At 66.9% G+C, this 12,295-nt stretch carries 13 protein-coding genes and 1 pseudogene; 3 read left to right on the forward strand and 11 right to left on the reverse strand.

The features are described 5' to 3' along the window. Positions 1 to 77: 77 nt before the first annotated feature. The 11 genes and pseudogenes from recN to C3E99_RS11745 form a co-directional block, all read right to left on the reverse strand. A complete protein-coding gene (gene recN / locus C3E99_RS11695) occupies positions 78 to 1,757 on the reverse strand; it encodes a DNA repair protein RecN (protein WP_076076533.1) in 1,680 nt (559 codons plus the stop codon). A 272-nt stretch (positions 1,758 to 2,029) separates the two neighbouring features. Then, positions 2,030 to 2,824 (reverse strand): outer membrane protein assembly factor BamD, encoded by a 795-nt coding sequence (locus C3E99_RS11700; RefSeq protein WP_076076536.1) that lies wholly within the window; start codon positions 2,822 to 2,824, stop codon positions 2,030 to 2,032. Positions 2,825 to 2,879: 55 nt separating this feature from the next. Then, positions 2,880 to 3,584 (reverse strand): peptidylprolyl isomerase, encoded by a 705-nt coding sequence (locus tag C3E99_RS11705; RefSeq protein WP_076076538.1) that lies wholly within the window; start codon positions 3,582 to 3,584, stop codon positions 2,880 to 2,882. Positions 3,585 to 3,767: 183 nt separating this feature from the next. Continuing rightward, positions 3,768 to 4,649: pseudogene (locus C3E99_RS11710) on the reverse strand (IS481 family transposase); the annotation flags it as partial. 342 nt (positions 4,650 to 4,991) lie between these two features. Further along, positions 4,992 to 7,307 carry a polyribonucleotide nucleotidyltransferase gene (gene pnp, locus C3E99_RS11715; protein ID WP_076076541.1) on the reverse strand — a complete coding sequence of 772 codons (2,316 nt, stop codon included), beginning with the start codon at positions 7,305 to 7,307 and terminating at the stop codon, positions 4,992 to 4,994. A 191-nt stretch (positions 7,308 to 7,498) separates the two neighbouring features. After that, entirely contained in the window at positions 7,499 to 7,768 is a 270-nt protein-coding gene (gene rpsO / locus C3E99_RS11720; RefSeq protein WP_067185645.1) for a 30S ribosomal protein S15, read from the reverse strand. Between the two features lie 25 nt (positions 7,769 to 7,793). Further along, entirely contained in the window at positions 7,794 to 8,750 is a 957-nt protein-coding gene (truB, locus tag C3E99_RS11725) for a tRNA pseudouridine(55) synthase TruB (RefSeq protein ID WP_104959807.1), read from the reverse strand. A 66-nt stretch (positions 8,751 to 8,816) separates the two neighbouring features. Further along, positions 8,817 to 9,203 carry a DUF6491 family protein gene (locus C3E99_RS11730; RefSeq protein WP_234002456.1) on the reverse strand — a complete coding sequence of 129 codons (387 nt, stop codon included), beginning with the start codon at positions 9,201 to 9,203 and terminating at the stop codon, positions 8,817 to 8,819. A gap of 167 nt (positions 9,204 to 9,370) precedes the next feature. Beyond that, positions 9,371 to 9,907 carry a GNAT family N-acetyltransferase gene (locus tag C3E99_RS11735; protein WP_076076549.1) on the reverse strand — a complete coding sequence of 179 codons (537 nt, stop codon included), beginning with the start codon at positions 9,905 to 9,907 and terminating at the stop codon, positions 9,371 to 9,373. Then, a complete protein-coding gene (locus C3E99_RS11740) occupies positions 9,900 to 10,508 on the reverse strand; it encodes a thymidine kinase (protein ID WP_076076551.1) in 609 nt (202 codons plus the stop codon). Before C3E99_RS11740 ends, C3E99_RS11735 begins: the two co-directional genes overlap by 8 nt. A gap of 40 nt (positions 10,509 to 10,548) precedes the next feature. Beyond that, positions 10,549 to 10,980 carry an RrF2 family transcriptional regulator gene (locus C3E99_RS11745; RefSeq protein ID WP_067108021.1) on the reverse strand — a complete coding sequence of 144 codons (432 nt, stop codon included), beginning with the start codon at positions 10,978 to 10,980 and terminating at the stop codon, positions 10,549 to 10,551. Between the two features lie 96 nt (positions 10,981 to 11,076). On the opposite strand from C3E99_RS11745, the gene C3E99_RS11750 reads away from it, so the two are divergent. From C3E99_RS11750 to C3E99_RS19765, 3 genes are read left to right on the forward strand one after another with little or no spacing between them, the layout of a single operon-like run. Beyond that, the gene (locus C3E99_RS11750; protein ID WP_067108018.1) at positions 11,077 to 11,568 is read left to right on the forward strand and encodes a group III truncated hemoglobin; all 492 of its coding nucleotides are present in this window, start codon (positions 11,077 to 11,079) and stop codon (positions 11,566 to 11,568) included. Next, complete coding sequence (locus C3E99_RS19760) at positions 11,549 to 11,974, forward strand: hypothetical protein (protein ID WP_067185658.1); 426 nt, start codon at positions 11,549 to 11,551, stop codon at positions 11,972 to 11,974. Before C3E99_RS11750 ends, C3E99_RS19760 begins: the two co-directional genes overlap by 20 nt. 2 nt (positions 11,975 to 11,976) lie before the next feature. Beyond that, positions 11,977 to 12,288, forward strand: a complete 312-nt coding sequence (locus C3E99_RS19765) for a DUF1971 domain-containing protein (RefSeq protein ID WP_076076556.1) — start codon at positions 11,977 to 11,979, stop codon at positions 12,286 to 12,288. The last annotated feature ends 7 nt before the right edge of the window (positions 12,289 to 12,295 follow it).

Raw genomic sequence — 12,295 nt, forward strand, 5'->3', positions numbered from 1 at the left:
GGGGCGGTCGAGGGGATGGTGGTTGCCCCCTATCGGCCCTTCCTCCGAAGCGGAGGGGGTTGCATATGTCTCCGGTCTCACGCCACCTCCAGCAATCGCTGCGCCTGCGCGCGCGCTTCCGCCGTCACCTCGGCGCCCGACAGCATGCGGGCGATTTCCTCGCGGCGGCCGGCGGGGTCGAGCGGGCGGACGCCGGTGCGCGTCACCAATCCGTCGCTAGCGCTCTCACTCGACTTGGCGATGACGAAGTGCGTCGCGCCCTTCGCCGCGACCTGCGGGCTGTGCGTCACGACCAGCAACTGCTTGCCCGCGCCGGCAAGCCGTGCGAGCCGTTCGCCGATCGCGCTGGCGACTGCGCCGCCGACGCCGCGGTCGATCTCGTCGAAGATGATCGTGTCGGCGCCGCCTTCCTCGGCCAGCGCGACCTTGAGCGCGAGGATGAAGCGCGACAGTTCGCCGCCGCTCGCAATCTTCGCCAGCGGCGCGAAGGGCGCGCCGGGGTTGGTCGAAATGAGGAATTCGACGCGGTCCATCCCGTCCGCCCCCCAGCGATCGGCGGGGAGCCGCTCGACGAGGGTGCGAAAGCGTGCGGCGTCGAGCTTCAGCGGCGCAAGCTCGCCCGCCACCGCGGCATCGAGCCGCGCCGCCGCTTTCGTCCGCCGGTCCGACAGCGCGGTCGCGGCATGGGTGTAGGCGGCCGCGCTTTCGGCGACCGCGGCCTCCAGCTTCGCGAGTCCGGCATTGCCGCCCTCGATCGCGTCGAGCCGCGCCGCGAAGTCGCCGGCGAGCCCCGGCAGTTCGTCGGGCTGAACGCCGTGCTTGCGCGCCATTGCGCGCAGTTCGAACAGCCGCGTCTCTGCCGCCTCCAGCCGCTCGGGATCATATTCCATCGCGCGCGCGGCTTCGTGCAATTTCGCTTCAGCCTCGTCGGCGTCGATGATCGCGCGGTCGAGGCCAGCGAGCGCTTCGGCAAGCAGCGGATGGTCGCCCGCGAGCCGGTCGAGCCGCCGCGCCGCGCCGCGCAGCAGCGCCGGGCCGCCCGCGCTGCCCTCGAACGCTTCGAGGACCGCCGCAAGGTCGCCGGCGATCTTCTCGCCCTTCTGCATCGCCGCGCGCGCCTCGGCGAGTTCGACTTCCTCGCCCGGCTGCGGAGCGAGCTGTTGCAGTTCGGCGACGCAATGTTCGAGCCATTCACGGTCGCGCGTCGCCTCGCTTACCGCCGCCTGCACGGCCGCGAGCCGCGCCTCGGCGGCGCGCCACGCCGCATGCGCCTCGGCCACCGGCGCGGTATCGACGCGCGCATAGGCGTCGAGCAGCGCGCGATGCCCGGCGGGCGCGAGTAGGCCGCGATCGTCGTGCTGGCCGTGAATCTCGACCAGATGCCCCCCGACCTCGCGCAGCAGCGCCGCAGAGCAGGGCTGGTCGTTGAGGAAAGCGCGGCTGCCGCCATCGGCCCTCAGCGTGCGGCGGATCAGCAGCGGCTCGCCGGGTTCGAGCGCGATGTCATTGTCGGCAAGCAGGCTGGCGAGCAGCGTCCCCGGCGCGGGCGGTGCGAAGCTAGCGGTCACTTGCGCCCGGTCGCTGCCTTGTCGCACCAGCGCGCTGTCAGCGCGCATCCCGAGCGCGAGACCCAGCGCGTCGAGCAGGATCGACTTGCCTGCCCCCGTCTCTCCCGTGAGCACGCCGAGACCAGCCTCGAAATCGAGGTCGAGCCGCTCGATCAGCACGATGTTGGCGATGGACAGCGCGGTCAGCATGGCTCGCTCTTAACGCAGAACAAAATGCGAATCTATTCGGGAGTGCGGAGGTCGGGATATGCGATTCGCGCAGAGGCGCAGAGATGCGATACGAAAGATTCACGCGGAGCCGTGGAGAATCCGGACCGACAGGTCTTGTTCTTCCGGGCTTCGATGTATCGCCATGGTGCTTGGAGAAGCGCTCCACGCTTCTCTCCGTGTTCCCCACGGCTCCGCGTGAACCAGAAATCTCTGCGATCGCTGCGTCTCTGCGCGAATCCAACCAGCCCGCGTCAGGCGGCCGGGGCGTGCTTCCGCATCAGTTCGTAGGCACGGTCGTACCATTTGCTGCCCGGATAGTTCGCGCCCAGCACCGCCGCCGCCTTCTTCGCCTCTTCGGGAACGCCGAGCGCGAGATAGCATTCGGTCAACCGGAACAGCGCCTCGGGCACGTGACTGGTCGTCTGGTATTTCTCGGTCACCTCGCGGAAGCGGATCGACGCGGCGAGCCAGTTCGAACTGCGCTCGTAGAAGCGGCCGATCTCCATCTCCTTGCCCGCGAGATGGTCGCGCACCAGGTCGATCTTGAGCCGCGCGTCGGCAGCGTAGCGGCTGTCGGGATAGCGACGGATCACCTCGCCGAGCGCGTTCGACGCCTGGAGCGTGATCCTCTGGTCGCGGGTGACGTCGCTGATCTGCTCATAATAGCTGAGCGCGATCAGATAATAGGCATAGGCCGCGTCCTTGTTCCCCGGGTGGATCGCCAGGAAACGCTGCGCCGAATCGATCGCCGGCGTATATTCGCGGTCCATATAATAGGAAAAGGCGCTCATCAGCTGGGCACGGCGCGCCCAGGGCGAATAGGGGTGCTGGCGCTCGACTTCGTCGAACAGCGCCGCGGCGATCTTGTACTGGCCGCGGTCGAGGCGGTCCTGCGCCGCGCGGTAGAGGGTGCTGACGTCGCGCGCGACGTAGCGCGTATCCTTTTTCACCCCGGATCCGCCGGCACAGGCCGCGAGCAGCGGCGAGATCATGAGGGCGGCGGCGAGAAGGCGCACGGCGGCGCGAGCGGGAGGGCGCTGGGTCATGGCGGCGGTATAGCCACAGCGCGCATGAACGCAAAATAAATGATGGGTGCGGCGCTCAGTTCTCCTTGTCCTTCGCCGCGACCACGCAACCCTTCGGCGGCTCGGCCGGCGCCGGGACGCGGCGCGCCGAGACGATCGTCACCATCGGATCGAGAATCTGGCCCTGCATCACCCCATCGCCCGCGGTCGGGGAGATGGGCGCGGCGAAGATCGCCTCCGCGACATCGGCGCCCGCGACCAGTTCGCCGAACACCGCGAATCCGGCATTGTCGCCGCCGAGCGCCGGGTCGGCATCGAAGCCCTTGATATCGGAGAGCAGCAGGAAGAAATCGCTCGTCGCATCGCCGGGGTTAAGCCGCGCCATCGAAAGCGCGCCCTTGCAGTTGGTGAGCCCCGTCGCGGTGGTCGGCTCGTGCGCGATCGGGGGGAAATTCCTGCGCGCGTCGCCGCGATTACCGCCCTGAATCAGCCGGTTCGTCGGCCCCCAGTTGCGCGTCGCGCGATAGAATTGGAAACCATCCATCCGCTTCGTGTCGACATAGCGGAGAAAATTGGCCGCGGTGACCGGCGCGCGCCGGTCCTCGATGCGCACGACGATCGTGCCGAGGTCGGTGACCAGCGCGACATAGGGGCGCGTGTCCGCCTCGACCGCCGGAGCGACGGCGGCGGGAACCGGCGGCGGGGGCGGCGGCAGTTGCGTCGCCTGCGGCGGAACGGTCTGGGCAGCCGCGGCGAGCGACAGGAGCAGCGTTTCGAACATCGGGGCATTCCTCTGGCGGGACTGTGGTCGCGGGCGAGGCTAGACGCTGATCGCCGCCGCGCCAAGCCGTCGCTGCGTGCTTTTGCGCGCCGTCACGGACGAGCCCCCTCCCGCAAGCGGGAGGGGTCGGGGATGGGCCAGCGGCGTTGCGATCGCCCCGCTCCGCATTTGCATGGTCTAGATGTGGAGCCATGGTTCGAGGGCCTGCTTTCGGTGCTCCGAGGTCGGATAGGCTCTGGCATATGCCCATTCGCGCAAGCTGATCTGGATGAAGCGTTCGGCCTTGCCGTTGGTCTTGGGCGTGTAGGGTCTGGTGCGGATATGCTTGAGGCCGAGCGCCTTGCAGGCGTCGCGGAAGGCGAAGCTTTTGTAGCATGCTCCGTTGTCGGTCATGACGCGGGTCACGGTGACGCCGAGGCTGCGGTAGTATTCGACGGCAGCATGGAGGAAGGCGGCGGCGCTTTCCTTCTTTTCGTCGGGCAGGACCTGGCTGAAGGCGATGCGCGAGGCATCGTCGATGCAGACGTGGACGAACTCCCAGCCGATGCCATAGCGTTGGCCGTCCCGGGTGCCGCGCTGGTTGGCCTGCCTGGTGCGATCGCCGGTGATGCGGTGGCCGACGCGCTCGAAGCGGCCGAGCTTCTTGATATCGATGTGGATGAGGTCTCCGGGGTGTTCGCGCTCGTAGCGGCGCACCGGCTCGGGCGGATCGAGGTCACGCATCCGGCTGAGGCGCGCCTTGCGCAGCAAGCGGCTGACAGTCGCTGGCGAGAGGCCGAGCGTGATGGCGACCTGCTTGCCGGTCATGCGCTGGCGGCGCAGGGCGATGACCTGATCGACCACGTCCGCAGACGCGGCACCGGGCATGGCGTGGGGCCGCGAGCTGCGGTCGGCGAGGCCGGCCTCGCCTTCGGTCCGATAGCGAGCCAGCCACTTGGCAACGGTTCGCTGCGAGACACCCAGGGCGGTCGCGACCGCCTTGGGTGTCTCGCGCAGCACCATCACGCGCCGCACGATCTCGGCTCGACTGTAGGGCGTGGTTCGGGCATTCCTGTGGATGTTCATCCGGTCGTCCTTCCAGAGCTGACGTGTCGCAACATCAGTCTGGTCCGGTCACGCCGGATGAACAACCTCCTGAAAGCTCACAGCTAGAGCGTGATGACATCGAATGGACTCGTCATTGCGAGCGACGAAGCCGCGCGGCAATCCAGAGCGTGCGGTAACCGCCCTGGATTGCTTCGCTCCGCTCGCAATGACGAAAGGGGTCAATCCAAAGTCATCAGAGTCTAGCCAGCAAGCCGGCAAGCCTCGCTGCCCCTCCCCCAAATGGGAGGGAGACCGGCGTCCTGACGCCCCACGAAAAAGGGGCCGCTTTCGCGGCCCCTTCATCATTCGCTGTCCGAAGGATCAGTCCTTCAGGAAGTCGGGCACATGGCCCTGGTCTTCCGGACCGTCGTCCGAGCGCTCGCGGCGCGGGCCGCGGTCGCCCCGGCCTTCACCGTCGCGGCGCGGACCGCGATCGCGGCCGCCCCGACCCCGGTCGCCGTCACGGCCCCGGTCTCCTCTGGGACCGCGATCGCCGCGGTCGCCGCGCGGTTCGCGCGCCGGGCGGGTATCTTCGAGTTCCTCGCCGCTTTCCTGATCGACGACGCGCATCGACAGGCGCACCTTGCCGCGCGGGTCGATCTCCAGCACCTTGACCTTGACCTCCTGCCCTTCAGACAGGACGTCGGAGACCTTCTCGACGCGTTCGTTCCGGATCTCCGAGACGTGGACGAGACCGTCCTTGCCGCCCATGAAGTTCACGAAGGCACCGAAATCGACGAGGTTGACGACCTTGCCGTTATAGATCTTGCCGACTTCGGGCTCCTCGACGATGCCGAGGATCCAGGCCTTGGCGGCCTCGATCTGCGCGGTGTCGGACGAGGCGATCTTGATAATGCCCTCGTCGTCGATGTCGACCTTGGCGCCGGTGGTCGCGACGATTTCGCGGATCACCTTGCCGCCGGTGCCGATGACGTCGCGAATCTTCGACTTGTCGATCGTGATCGTCTCGATGCGCGGCGCATGCGCCGACAGCTCGCTGCGGGTTTCGCCGAGCGCCTTGTTCATCTCGCCCAGGATATGCGCACGGCCTTCCTTGGCCTGCGCCAGCGCCTTTTCAAAGATTTCCTGCGTGATGCCGGCGATCTTGATGTCCATCTGCATCGTGGTGATGCCTTCGGACGTGCCCGCCACCTTGAAATCCATGTCGCCGAGATGATCCTCGTCGCCGAGGATGTCGGAAAGGATCGCGAAATCCTTGCCTTCGAGGATCAGGCCCATCGCGATGCCGCTGACCGGGCGCTTGATCGGCACGCCAGCGTCCATCAGCGACAGCGAACCGCCGCACACCGTCGCCATCGACGACGAGCCGTTCGATTCGGTGATGTCGCTGGTCAGGCGGATCGTGTAGGGGAAATCCTCCTTCGAGGGCAGCACCGGGTGCAGCGCGCGCCATGCGAGCTTGCCGTGGCCGATCTCGCGACGGCCCGGCGCCCCGAAGCGGCCGACTTCGCCGACCGAATAGGGCGGGAAGTTATAGTGGAGCATGAAATTCTGATACGACAGGCCGTTGAGCCCGTCGATCATCTGCTCGGCTTCCTTGGTGCCCAGGGTGCAGGTCGCGATCGTCTGCGTCTCGCCGCGGGTGAACAGCGCCGAACCGTGCGCGCGCGGCAGGAAATGCGTTTCCGCCTCGATCGGGCGAATCTGCGTCGTCGTGCGGCCGTCGATGCGCTTGCCTTCCTTGAGGATGGCGGTGCGGACGATCTCCGCTTCCAGCTTCTTGGTCAGCTTGATGCCGGCCATCACCGCCTGCGGGTCCAGCCCCTCGGCGACGAACATCTCCTTCGCCTTCGCGCGCGCTTCGTTGAGCGCGTTCGAGCGGGCCGACTTGTCGGTCAACTTGTAGGCGGCGGCGATATCCTTGCCGACCAGCTTCTTGATCTTGTCCTTGAGCGCGGCATTGTCGTCCGACGACGCCATTTCCCACGGATCCTTGGCGGCCTGCTCGGCGAGCTTGATGATCGCCTTGACGACCTCGCGGCACGCATCGTGCGCGAACATCACGGCGCCCAGCATCACCTCTTCCGACAGCTCGTTGGCTTCGGATTCGACCATCATCACCGCGTCGTGCGTCGCGGCGACGACGAGGTCGAGGTCGCCCTCGGCAACCTGCTCGTCGGTCGGGTTGAGAATATATTCGCCGTTCAGATAGCCGACGCGCGCGGCGCCGATCGGCCCCATGAAGGGCACGCCCGAAATGGTGAGCGCGGCCGAGGCGGCGACCATCGCGAGGATGTCGGGCTCGTTGTGGCCGTCATAGCTCAGCACCTGAGCGATGGCGTTGATCTCGTTATAGAAACCTTCGGGGAACAGCGGGCGGATCGGACGGTCGATCAGGCGGCTGACCAGCGTTTCCTTTTCGGTCGCGCCGCGCTCGCGCTTGAAGAAGCCGCCGGGGATGCGCCCCGCCGACGAAAATTTTTCCTGATAGTGGACAGTCAGCGGGAAGAAATCCTGCCCGTCCTTCACTGACTTGGCGGCGGTGACGGCGCAGAGCACGACCGTCTCGCCAAGGCTCGCCACGACGGCGCCATCGGCCTGGCGGGCAACCTTGCCCGTTTCGAGCGTCAGCGTTTCACCGCCCCACTCGATCGATACTTTTTTCACGTCAAACATTCGGTTTCCTTCGCCCGCCGGGCCCTATGCCGGGCGGGGCCTCTGTTTCCGGGCAATCCGGCCCGGGGCGGTGTAGGGCGTCTATCTGCCCTATGGCGGCCCCGCCGGATGCGGGAGCGGCCCTTGCGGTTCGCGAATTCCACGCGAACCAAAATGAAAGCGGCCCCGAACCCGGAGCCGCCCTCGCATTCCTATTTGCGCAGACCCAGCTTCGCGATGAGGTCCTGATAGCGGCCCTCGTCCTTGCGACGCAGATAGTCGAGCAGGCTGCGGCGCTTGTTGACCATCATCAGCAGCCCGCGGCGGCTGTGATTGTCCTTGTGATGCGCCTTGAAATGCTCGGTCAGCGTGTTGATGCGGTGGGTCAGGATCGCGACCTGCACCTCGGGCGAACCCGTATCGCCCTTTTCGCGGGCATGTTCCTGAATCAGTTCGGCCTTGCGTTCGGCGGTAATCGACATGTGTTACGTCCTTCGAACATCCTCATTACAGATTGAAGCCCCGCACGACCTTCAGCCTTCCGGCCAAAGCCTCTATCAACGCGACGGGCCGCTTCTCGCTGTCCCGTCCCCAATAGAGCCCGTCGTGCGCGCTTTCCCCGGTCCAGACACGACCCTGGCGGATCGCCCCTGCCGCTTCCGGGGAGAGGTCCAGAGCCGGGATGTCGACCAGCCCTGCCTCGAGCGGCAGAATCACATCTGATTGCGCGGCGCCTTGACCGAAAGCGTTCAATTTGTCCAGCGAAATCGCCTGCGCCAGCGTGAACGGCCCCGCCCGGGTACGGCGCAGCATGGCGACATGCCCGACGGTGCCGGCCGCGCGGGCGATGTCGCGCGCGAGGCTGCGGATATAGGTGCCCTTCGACACATGCGCGCTGAGAGTGATGGAGTTCAACCCCTCCCCCATCTCGTCACCCCGGACTTGATCCGGGGGCCATTCCTCTCGCACCGAACGAACGGATGCCGGATCAAGTCCGGCATTACGCAGGTTGTAGATGATCACCGCGCGCGCCTTCATGTCGACCGCCGCGCCCTTGCGGGCCAGGTCATAGGCGCGCTGCCCTTCCACCTTGATCGCCGAAAAGGCCGGCGGCACCTGCTCGATCGGCCCGGTGAAGCGCGGCAGCACCGCTTCGATGTCCGCCAGCGCTGGCCGGACGTCGCTCGTCGCGACGACCTCGCCCTCGGCATCGAGGCCCGCGGTCTCGGTTCCGAACGCGATGGTGAAATCATAGACCTTGCTCGCGTCGAGCATCCGCCCGCACAGCTTGGTCGCCTCCCCGAGCGCGATCGGCAACACCCCGGACGCCAGCGGGTCGAGCGTCCCGCCATGCCCCACCTTGACCTTGCCGAGCCCGCGTTCGCGGCACACGCGCTTGACCGCGGCGACCGCCTGGGTCGAGCCGAGGCCGATGGACTTGTCGAGGATGATCCAGCCGTTCATTCGCGCGCCGCTAGGGCGCGACGACGCGCCTTGTCAATTTCGCTTCAATTTCGCTTCAATTTCGCGTCACTTTTGTGGATCGGCCGCCGCCTTCTTCGCAGGCGGCGGCGCCGAGGTGACGAAGGAGTTGAGGCGGCAGCGTTCGCCGCGCACGATGAGCGTCGCGAACTTGTCGAGCCGCGACACGCCGCGCGCGTCGATCCCGATCGCCTGCGCGAAATCGAGGTCGCGGCACGGGCCGACGAAGCGTCCGTAGAACCATTCGCCGCGGTGCCCCTCGATCCAGATGCCGTCCTCGCCATCCGCCTGCCAGTTGCGGATCGTCGCGTCGCCGGGAAAGGCGATGCTCGATTCGACGCCCAGCGCGCGCGGCGCCTGTGCCGGTTCGTCGGCCGCCGCTGCCGAAAGGGGAAGCAGCAGGGCGGCCAGGGAGAGAGCGATTGTCCGTTTCATGCCGCGAATGATGGCACGGCGCGCCTGAACGCGGGCTGACCCACGGACAGCAAATTCCCGACCCCGGGATTGCGAGCGGAGCGAAGCAATCTCCAGCCTCCAGTCTTGCGCAGGACCGATGGCCGGGGATTGCTTTGTCGCCTGCCGTTCCTCGCAAGGACGAAGCGCTAGCGGCGCCAGTCCGCTTCGAGCAGCGACCACAGCCCCGTGTCGCGGACATGGCCGGTCCAGGTGACGCGCTCGGCGCGCAGCACGCCTTCCTTGCGCGCGCCGAGCTTCGCGACCGCCGCCTGGCTGCGCGCATTGCGCTCGTCGATACGGAATTCGATGCGGCGGATACCGACCCCGAAGGCGTGGTCGATCATCAGCCGCTTGACCCGGCCATTCAGGCCGGTACCGCGCGCGTCGGGATGGATATAGCTGTTGCCGATCTCGACTGTCTGCGCCGACGGGACCGGGCGCAGCCACGCGGTCATGCCGACCAGCCGGCCGTCCGCGACGATCGCATAGGGCATCCGTCCCTCGCCGCCGATCAGCGCGTCGAAGCTCGCATCGAAATGCGCGGGATCATAGCTGACCGAATAGATCGGCCAGATATCGGCGTCGGCGGCGCAGACCGCGCGGAGCGCCTCGCAGTGCCCCTCGGTCAGCCTGACGAGCGCGAGGGCGCCGTCAGCAAGTTCGGCATGGAGGCGGTCAAGCATCGGCGGGCGCCTTTACCTCCGCGGCCTCGCGCCGTTTCTGCATGAAATGCCGCCGGCACATCGCGACATAGCGGTCGTTGCCGCCGATCTCCGTCTGCGCGCCCTCGACCACCGCGCGGCCGTCGGCGTCGACGCGCAGGTTCATCGTCGCCTTGCGCCCGCACTCGCACACCGCCTTCAGTTCGATCAGCGCGTCGGCCAGCCCGAGCAGCGCCGCCGAGCCGGGAAAGAGGTTGGCGGCGAAATCGGTGCGCAGGCCATAGCAGAGCACCGGGATGTTCGCCTCGTCAGCCAGCCGCGCGAGGTCGAGCACCTGCGCGCGCGACAGGAACTGCGCCTCGTCCACAAGCACGCAGGCGAGCGGACGCTGGCGATTCTCCGCCTGCACCGCCGCCCACAAATCACTGTCGGGATCGAACTTGCAGGCATCGGCGAGCAGGCCGATGCGGCTGGTGATCTGCCCGGCGCCATAGCGGTCGTCGAGCGCCGCAGTCCACAGCATCGTCTCCATGCCGCGCTCGCGATAGTTAAAATCCGCTTGAAGCAGCGTCGTCGATTTGCCCGCGTTCATGCTGGCATAATAGAAATAGAGCTTGGCCATCAGCGCCTGTTATCGCGTGCGCGGCGCGGCGCAACGGGAATCAGGCGACGCCGAGCAGCGCGCGGAACCGCGATGGCTGCGGCACCAGGTCGGTGAGCGTATAGCCGTCGAGATGCGCCAGGAACGCCGCCAGCGCCCCGCCGAGCGCATTCTGCAGGCCGCACCCCCCGCACACCGGGCAGGTCGACGTCGCGGGATCCATGCATTCGACCAGCCCCTCCAGATTTTCGAACTGGCGGACGACCGTGCCGACTCCGACGTCGTCGGCCCCGCGCGCGAGCGTCAGCCCGCCGCCGCGACCGCGCTGCGCGCTGACATAGCCGAGCGCCTGCAGCCGCTGCGCGACCTTGGCGAGATGGTTGCGCGAAATGCCGTACTGGCCCGCGATCTCCTCGACCGACATCTGGCGCCCGGTGGCGGCGAGCGCCATCAGGATGCGTAGGGCGTAATCGCTGTGCAGGCTCAGTCGCATGAATTAGGTATATTGAATATTGCTTTTCCGCTCAAGGTCGCTAAACAGGTATTTCAGATACCCAATTAGATCGACCCTCAGGATTTCGAACGAGCCATGGCAACGAGAACGGTGCAGGCCCACCCGCATGCGATCGCGGCGCGCGAGGAACGGCGCGCCGAGGCGCTTGCGATGGGAATCGATGAACCCTTCATCGCCGATCTCGTCGATCGCTTCTATGCCTCGGTGCGCGAGGATGCGGTGCTGGGCCCGATCTTTGACGCGCAGATTTCCGACTGGCCCGCGCATCTCGGCCAGATGAACCGCTTCTGGCAGTCGGTCCTGCTCAGCGCCGGCAATTTCACCGGCAACCCGATGATGAAGCATCTCGCGATCCCGACGATCGCACAGGAGCATTTCCAGCAGTGGCTCGCGCTCTTCTACCGGACGCTGCACGCGATCGCGCCGACCCCCGAAGCGGCCCGCCACATCGGCGGCAAGGCGCGGATGATCGCCGAGAGCCTGCTCACCGGCATCTGGGTCCATCGCGACCGAGAAGACCCGCTCGCCAAGAAAGTGGAACTGCCCCATGTCTCATCCGTCCTCTGACCTGCCTGCGGCATCGCAGCCGCCCTACATCGCCAACGACCCGCACGAGACGAGCGGGGTCCAGGCCGGCTTCCAGCTTCCGCGCTGGATATGGCATTCGATGTTCGCCTTCTACGCGATCTTCTTCATCGCCGTCGCCGCGGCGACGGGGCGCGACACCGCAACGGTGATGATGCTCGTCATCTCGCTGCTCTACATGCTGATGTTCTTCGGTACCGCTGGCCTCCTCCACAAGCAGAAGGGACGCGAGCACGACTCGCCGCTCGACCGCGCCGGCGGCCTACTCGAAACCTGGACGGGGCCGATGGACGCGCGCACCGTCGCCGCGCAGATCCTTGCGGTTCCGGCGGGCTTCGCTTTCCTCGGTATCGTCGTCTTCCTCGCCCGCGCCTCGGCCGGTTTCTGATCGTGGCGCCGATCGCGGAGCGCGGGCCGCCGCTTCCTTCCGGCGCCCGCGCGTATCGCACCATCGGGCCGTTCGGGGCCGATACCATTCCCACCGGTTTGCTCAGCCGCCATACGCTCAAGGAAGGGGCCTGGGGATTGCTGTCGGTCATCGCCGGATCGATCCGTTTCCATTGGGATGACGAAGCGGGGGGCCATCGCCTGCTGAAATCCGGCGACACCATGCTGATCCCCCCACACGTTCCGCATCATCTGGAACGGCGCGGGTCGGTGACGATCGAAATCGCCTTTTGCGCTGCCGCGTCCGCGGCTTGACTCGCCG

This window comes from Sphingopyxis sp. MG (assembly GCF_002953155.1).
GTDB classification, from domain to species: Bacteria; Pseudomonadota; Alphaproteobacteria; order Sphingomonadales; family Sphingomonadaceae; genus Sphingopyxis; species Sphingopyxis granuli.

Coding starts and splice junctions, on each gene's coding strand:
- pnp (WP_076076541.1), bottom strand. CDS start 7,307: ATGTTTGACGTGAAAAAAGTATCGATCGAGTGGGGCGGTGAAACGCTG.
- C3E99_RS11745 (WP_067108021.1), bottom strand. CDS start 10,980: ATGCGACTGAGCCTGCACAGCGATTACGCCCTACGCATCCTGATGGCG.
- C3E99_RS11750 (WP_067108018.1), top strand. CDS start 11,077: ATGGCAACGAGAACGGTGCAGGCCCACCCGCATGCGATCGCGGCGCGC.
- C3E99_RS11700 (WP_076076536.1), bottom strand. CDS start 2,824: ATGACCCAGCGCCCTCCCGCTCGCGCCGCCGTGCGCCTTCTCGCCGCC.
- C3E99_RS11735 (WP_076076549.1), bottom strand. CDS start 9,907: ATGCTTGACCGCCTCCATGCCGAACTTGCTGACGGCGCCCTCGCGCTC.
- truB (WP_104959807.1), bottom strand. CDS start 8,750: ATGAACGGCTGGATCATCCTCGACAAGTCCATCGGCCTCGGCTCGACC.
- C3E99_RS11740 (WP_076076551.1), bottom strand. CDS start 10,508: ATGGCCAAGCTCTATTTCTATTATGCCAGCATGAACGCGGGCAAATCG.
- C3E99_RS11705 (WP_076076538.1), bottom strand. CDS start 3,584: ATGTTCGAAACGCTGCTCCTGTCGCTCGCCGCGGCTGCCCAGACCGTT.
- C3E99_RS11730 (WP_234002456.1), bottom strand. CDS start 9,203: ATGAAACGGACAATCGCTCTCTCCCTGGCCGCCCTGCTGCTTCCCCTT.
- C3E99_RS19760 (WP_067185658.1), top strand. CDS start 11,549: ATGTCTCATCCGTCCTCTGACCTGCCTGCGGCATCGCAGCCGCCCTAC.
- rpsO (WP_067185645.1), bottom strand. CDS start 7,768: ATGTCGATTACCGCCGAACGCAAGGCCGAACTGATTCAGGAACATGCC.
- recN (WP_076076533.1), bottom strand. CDS start 1,757: ATGCTGACCGCGCTGTCCATCGCCAACATCGTGCTGATCGAGCGGCTC.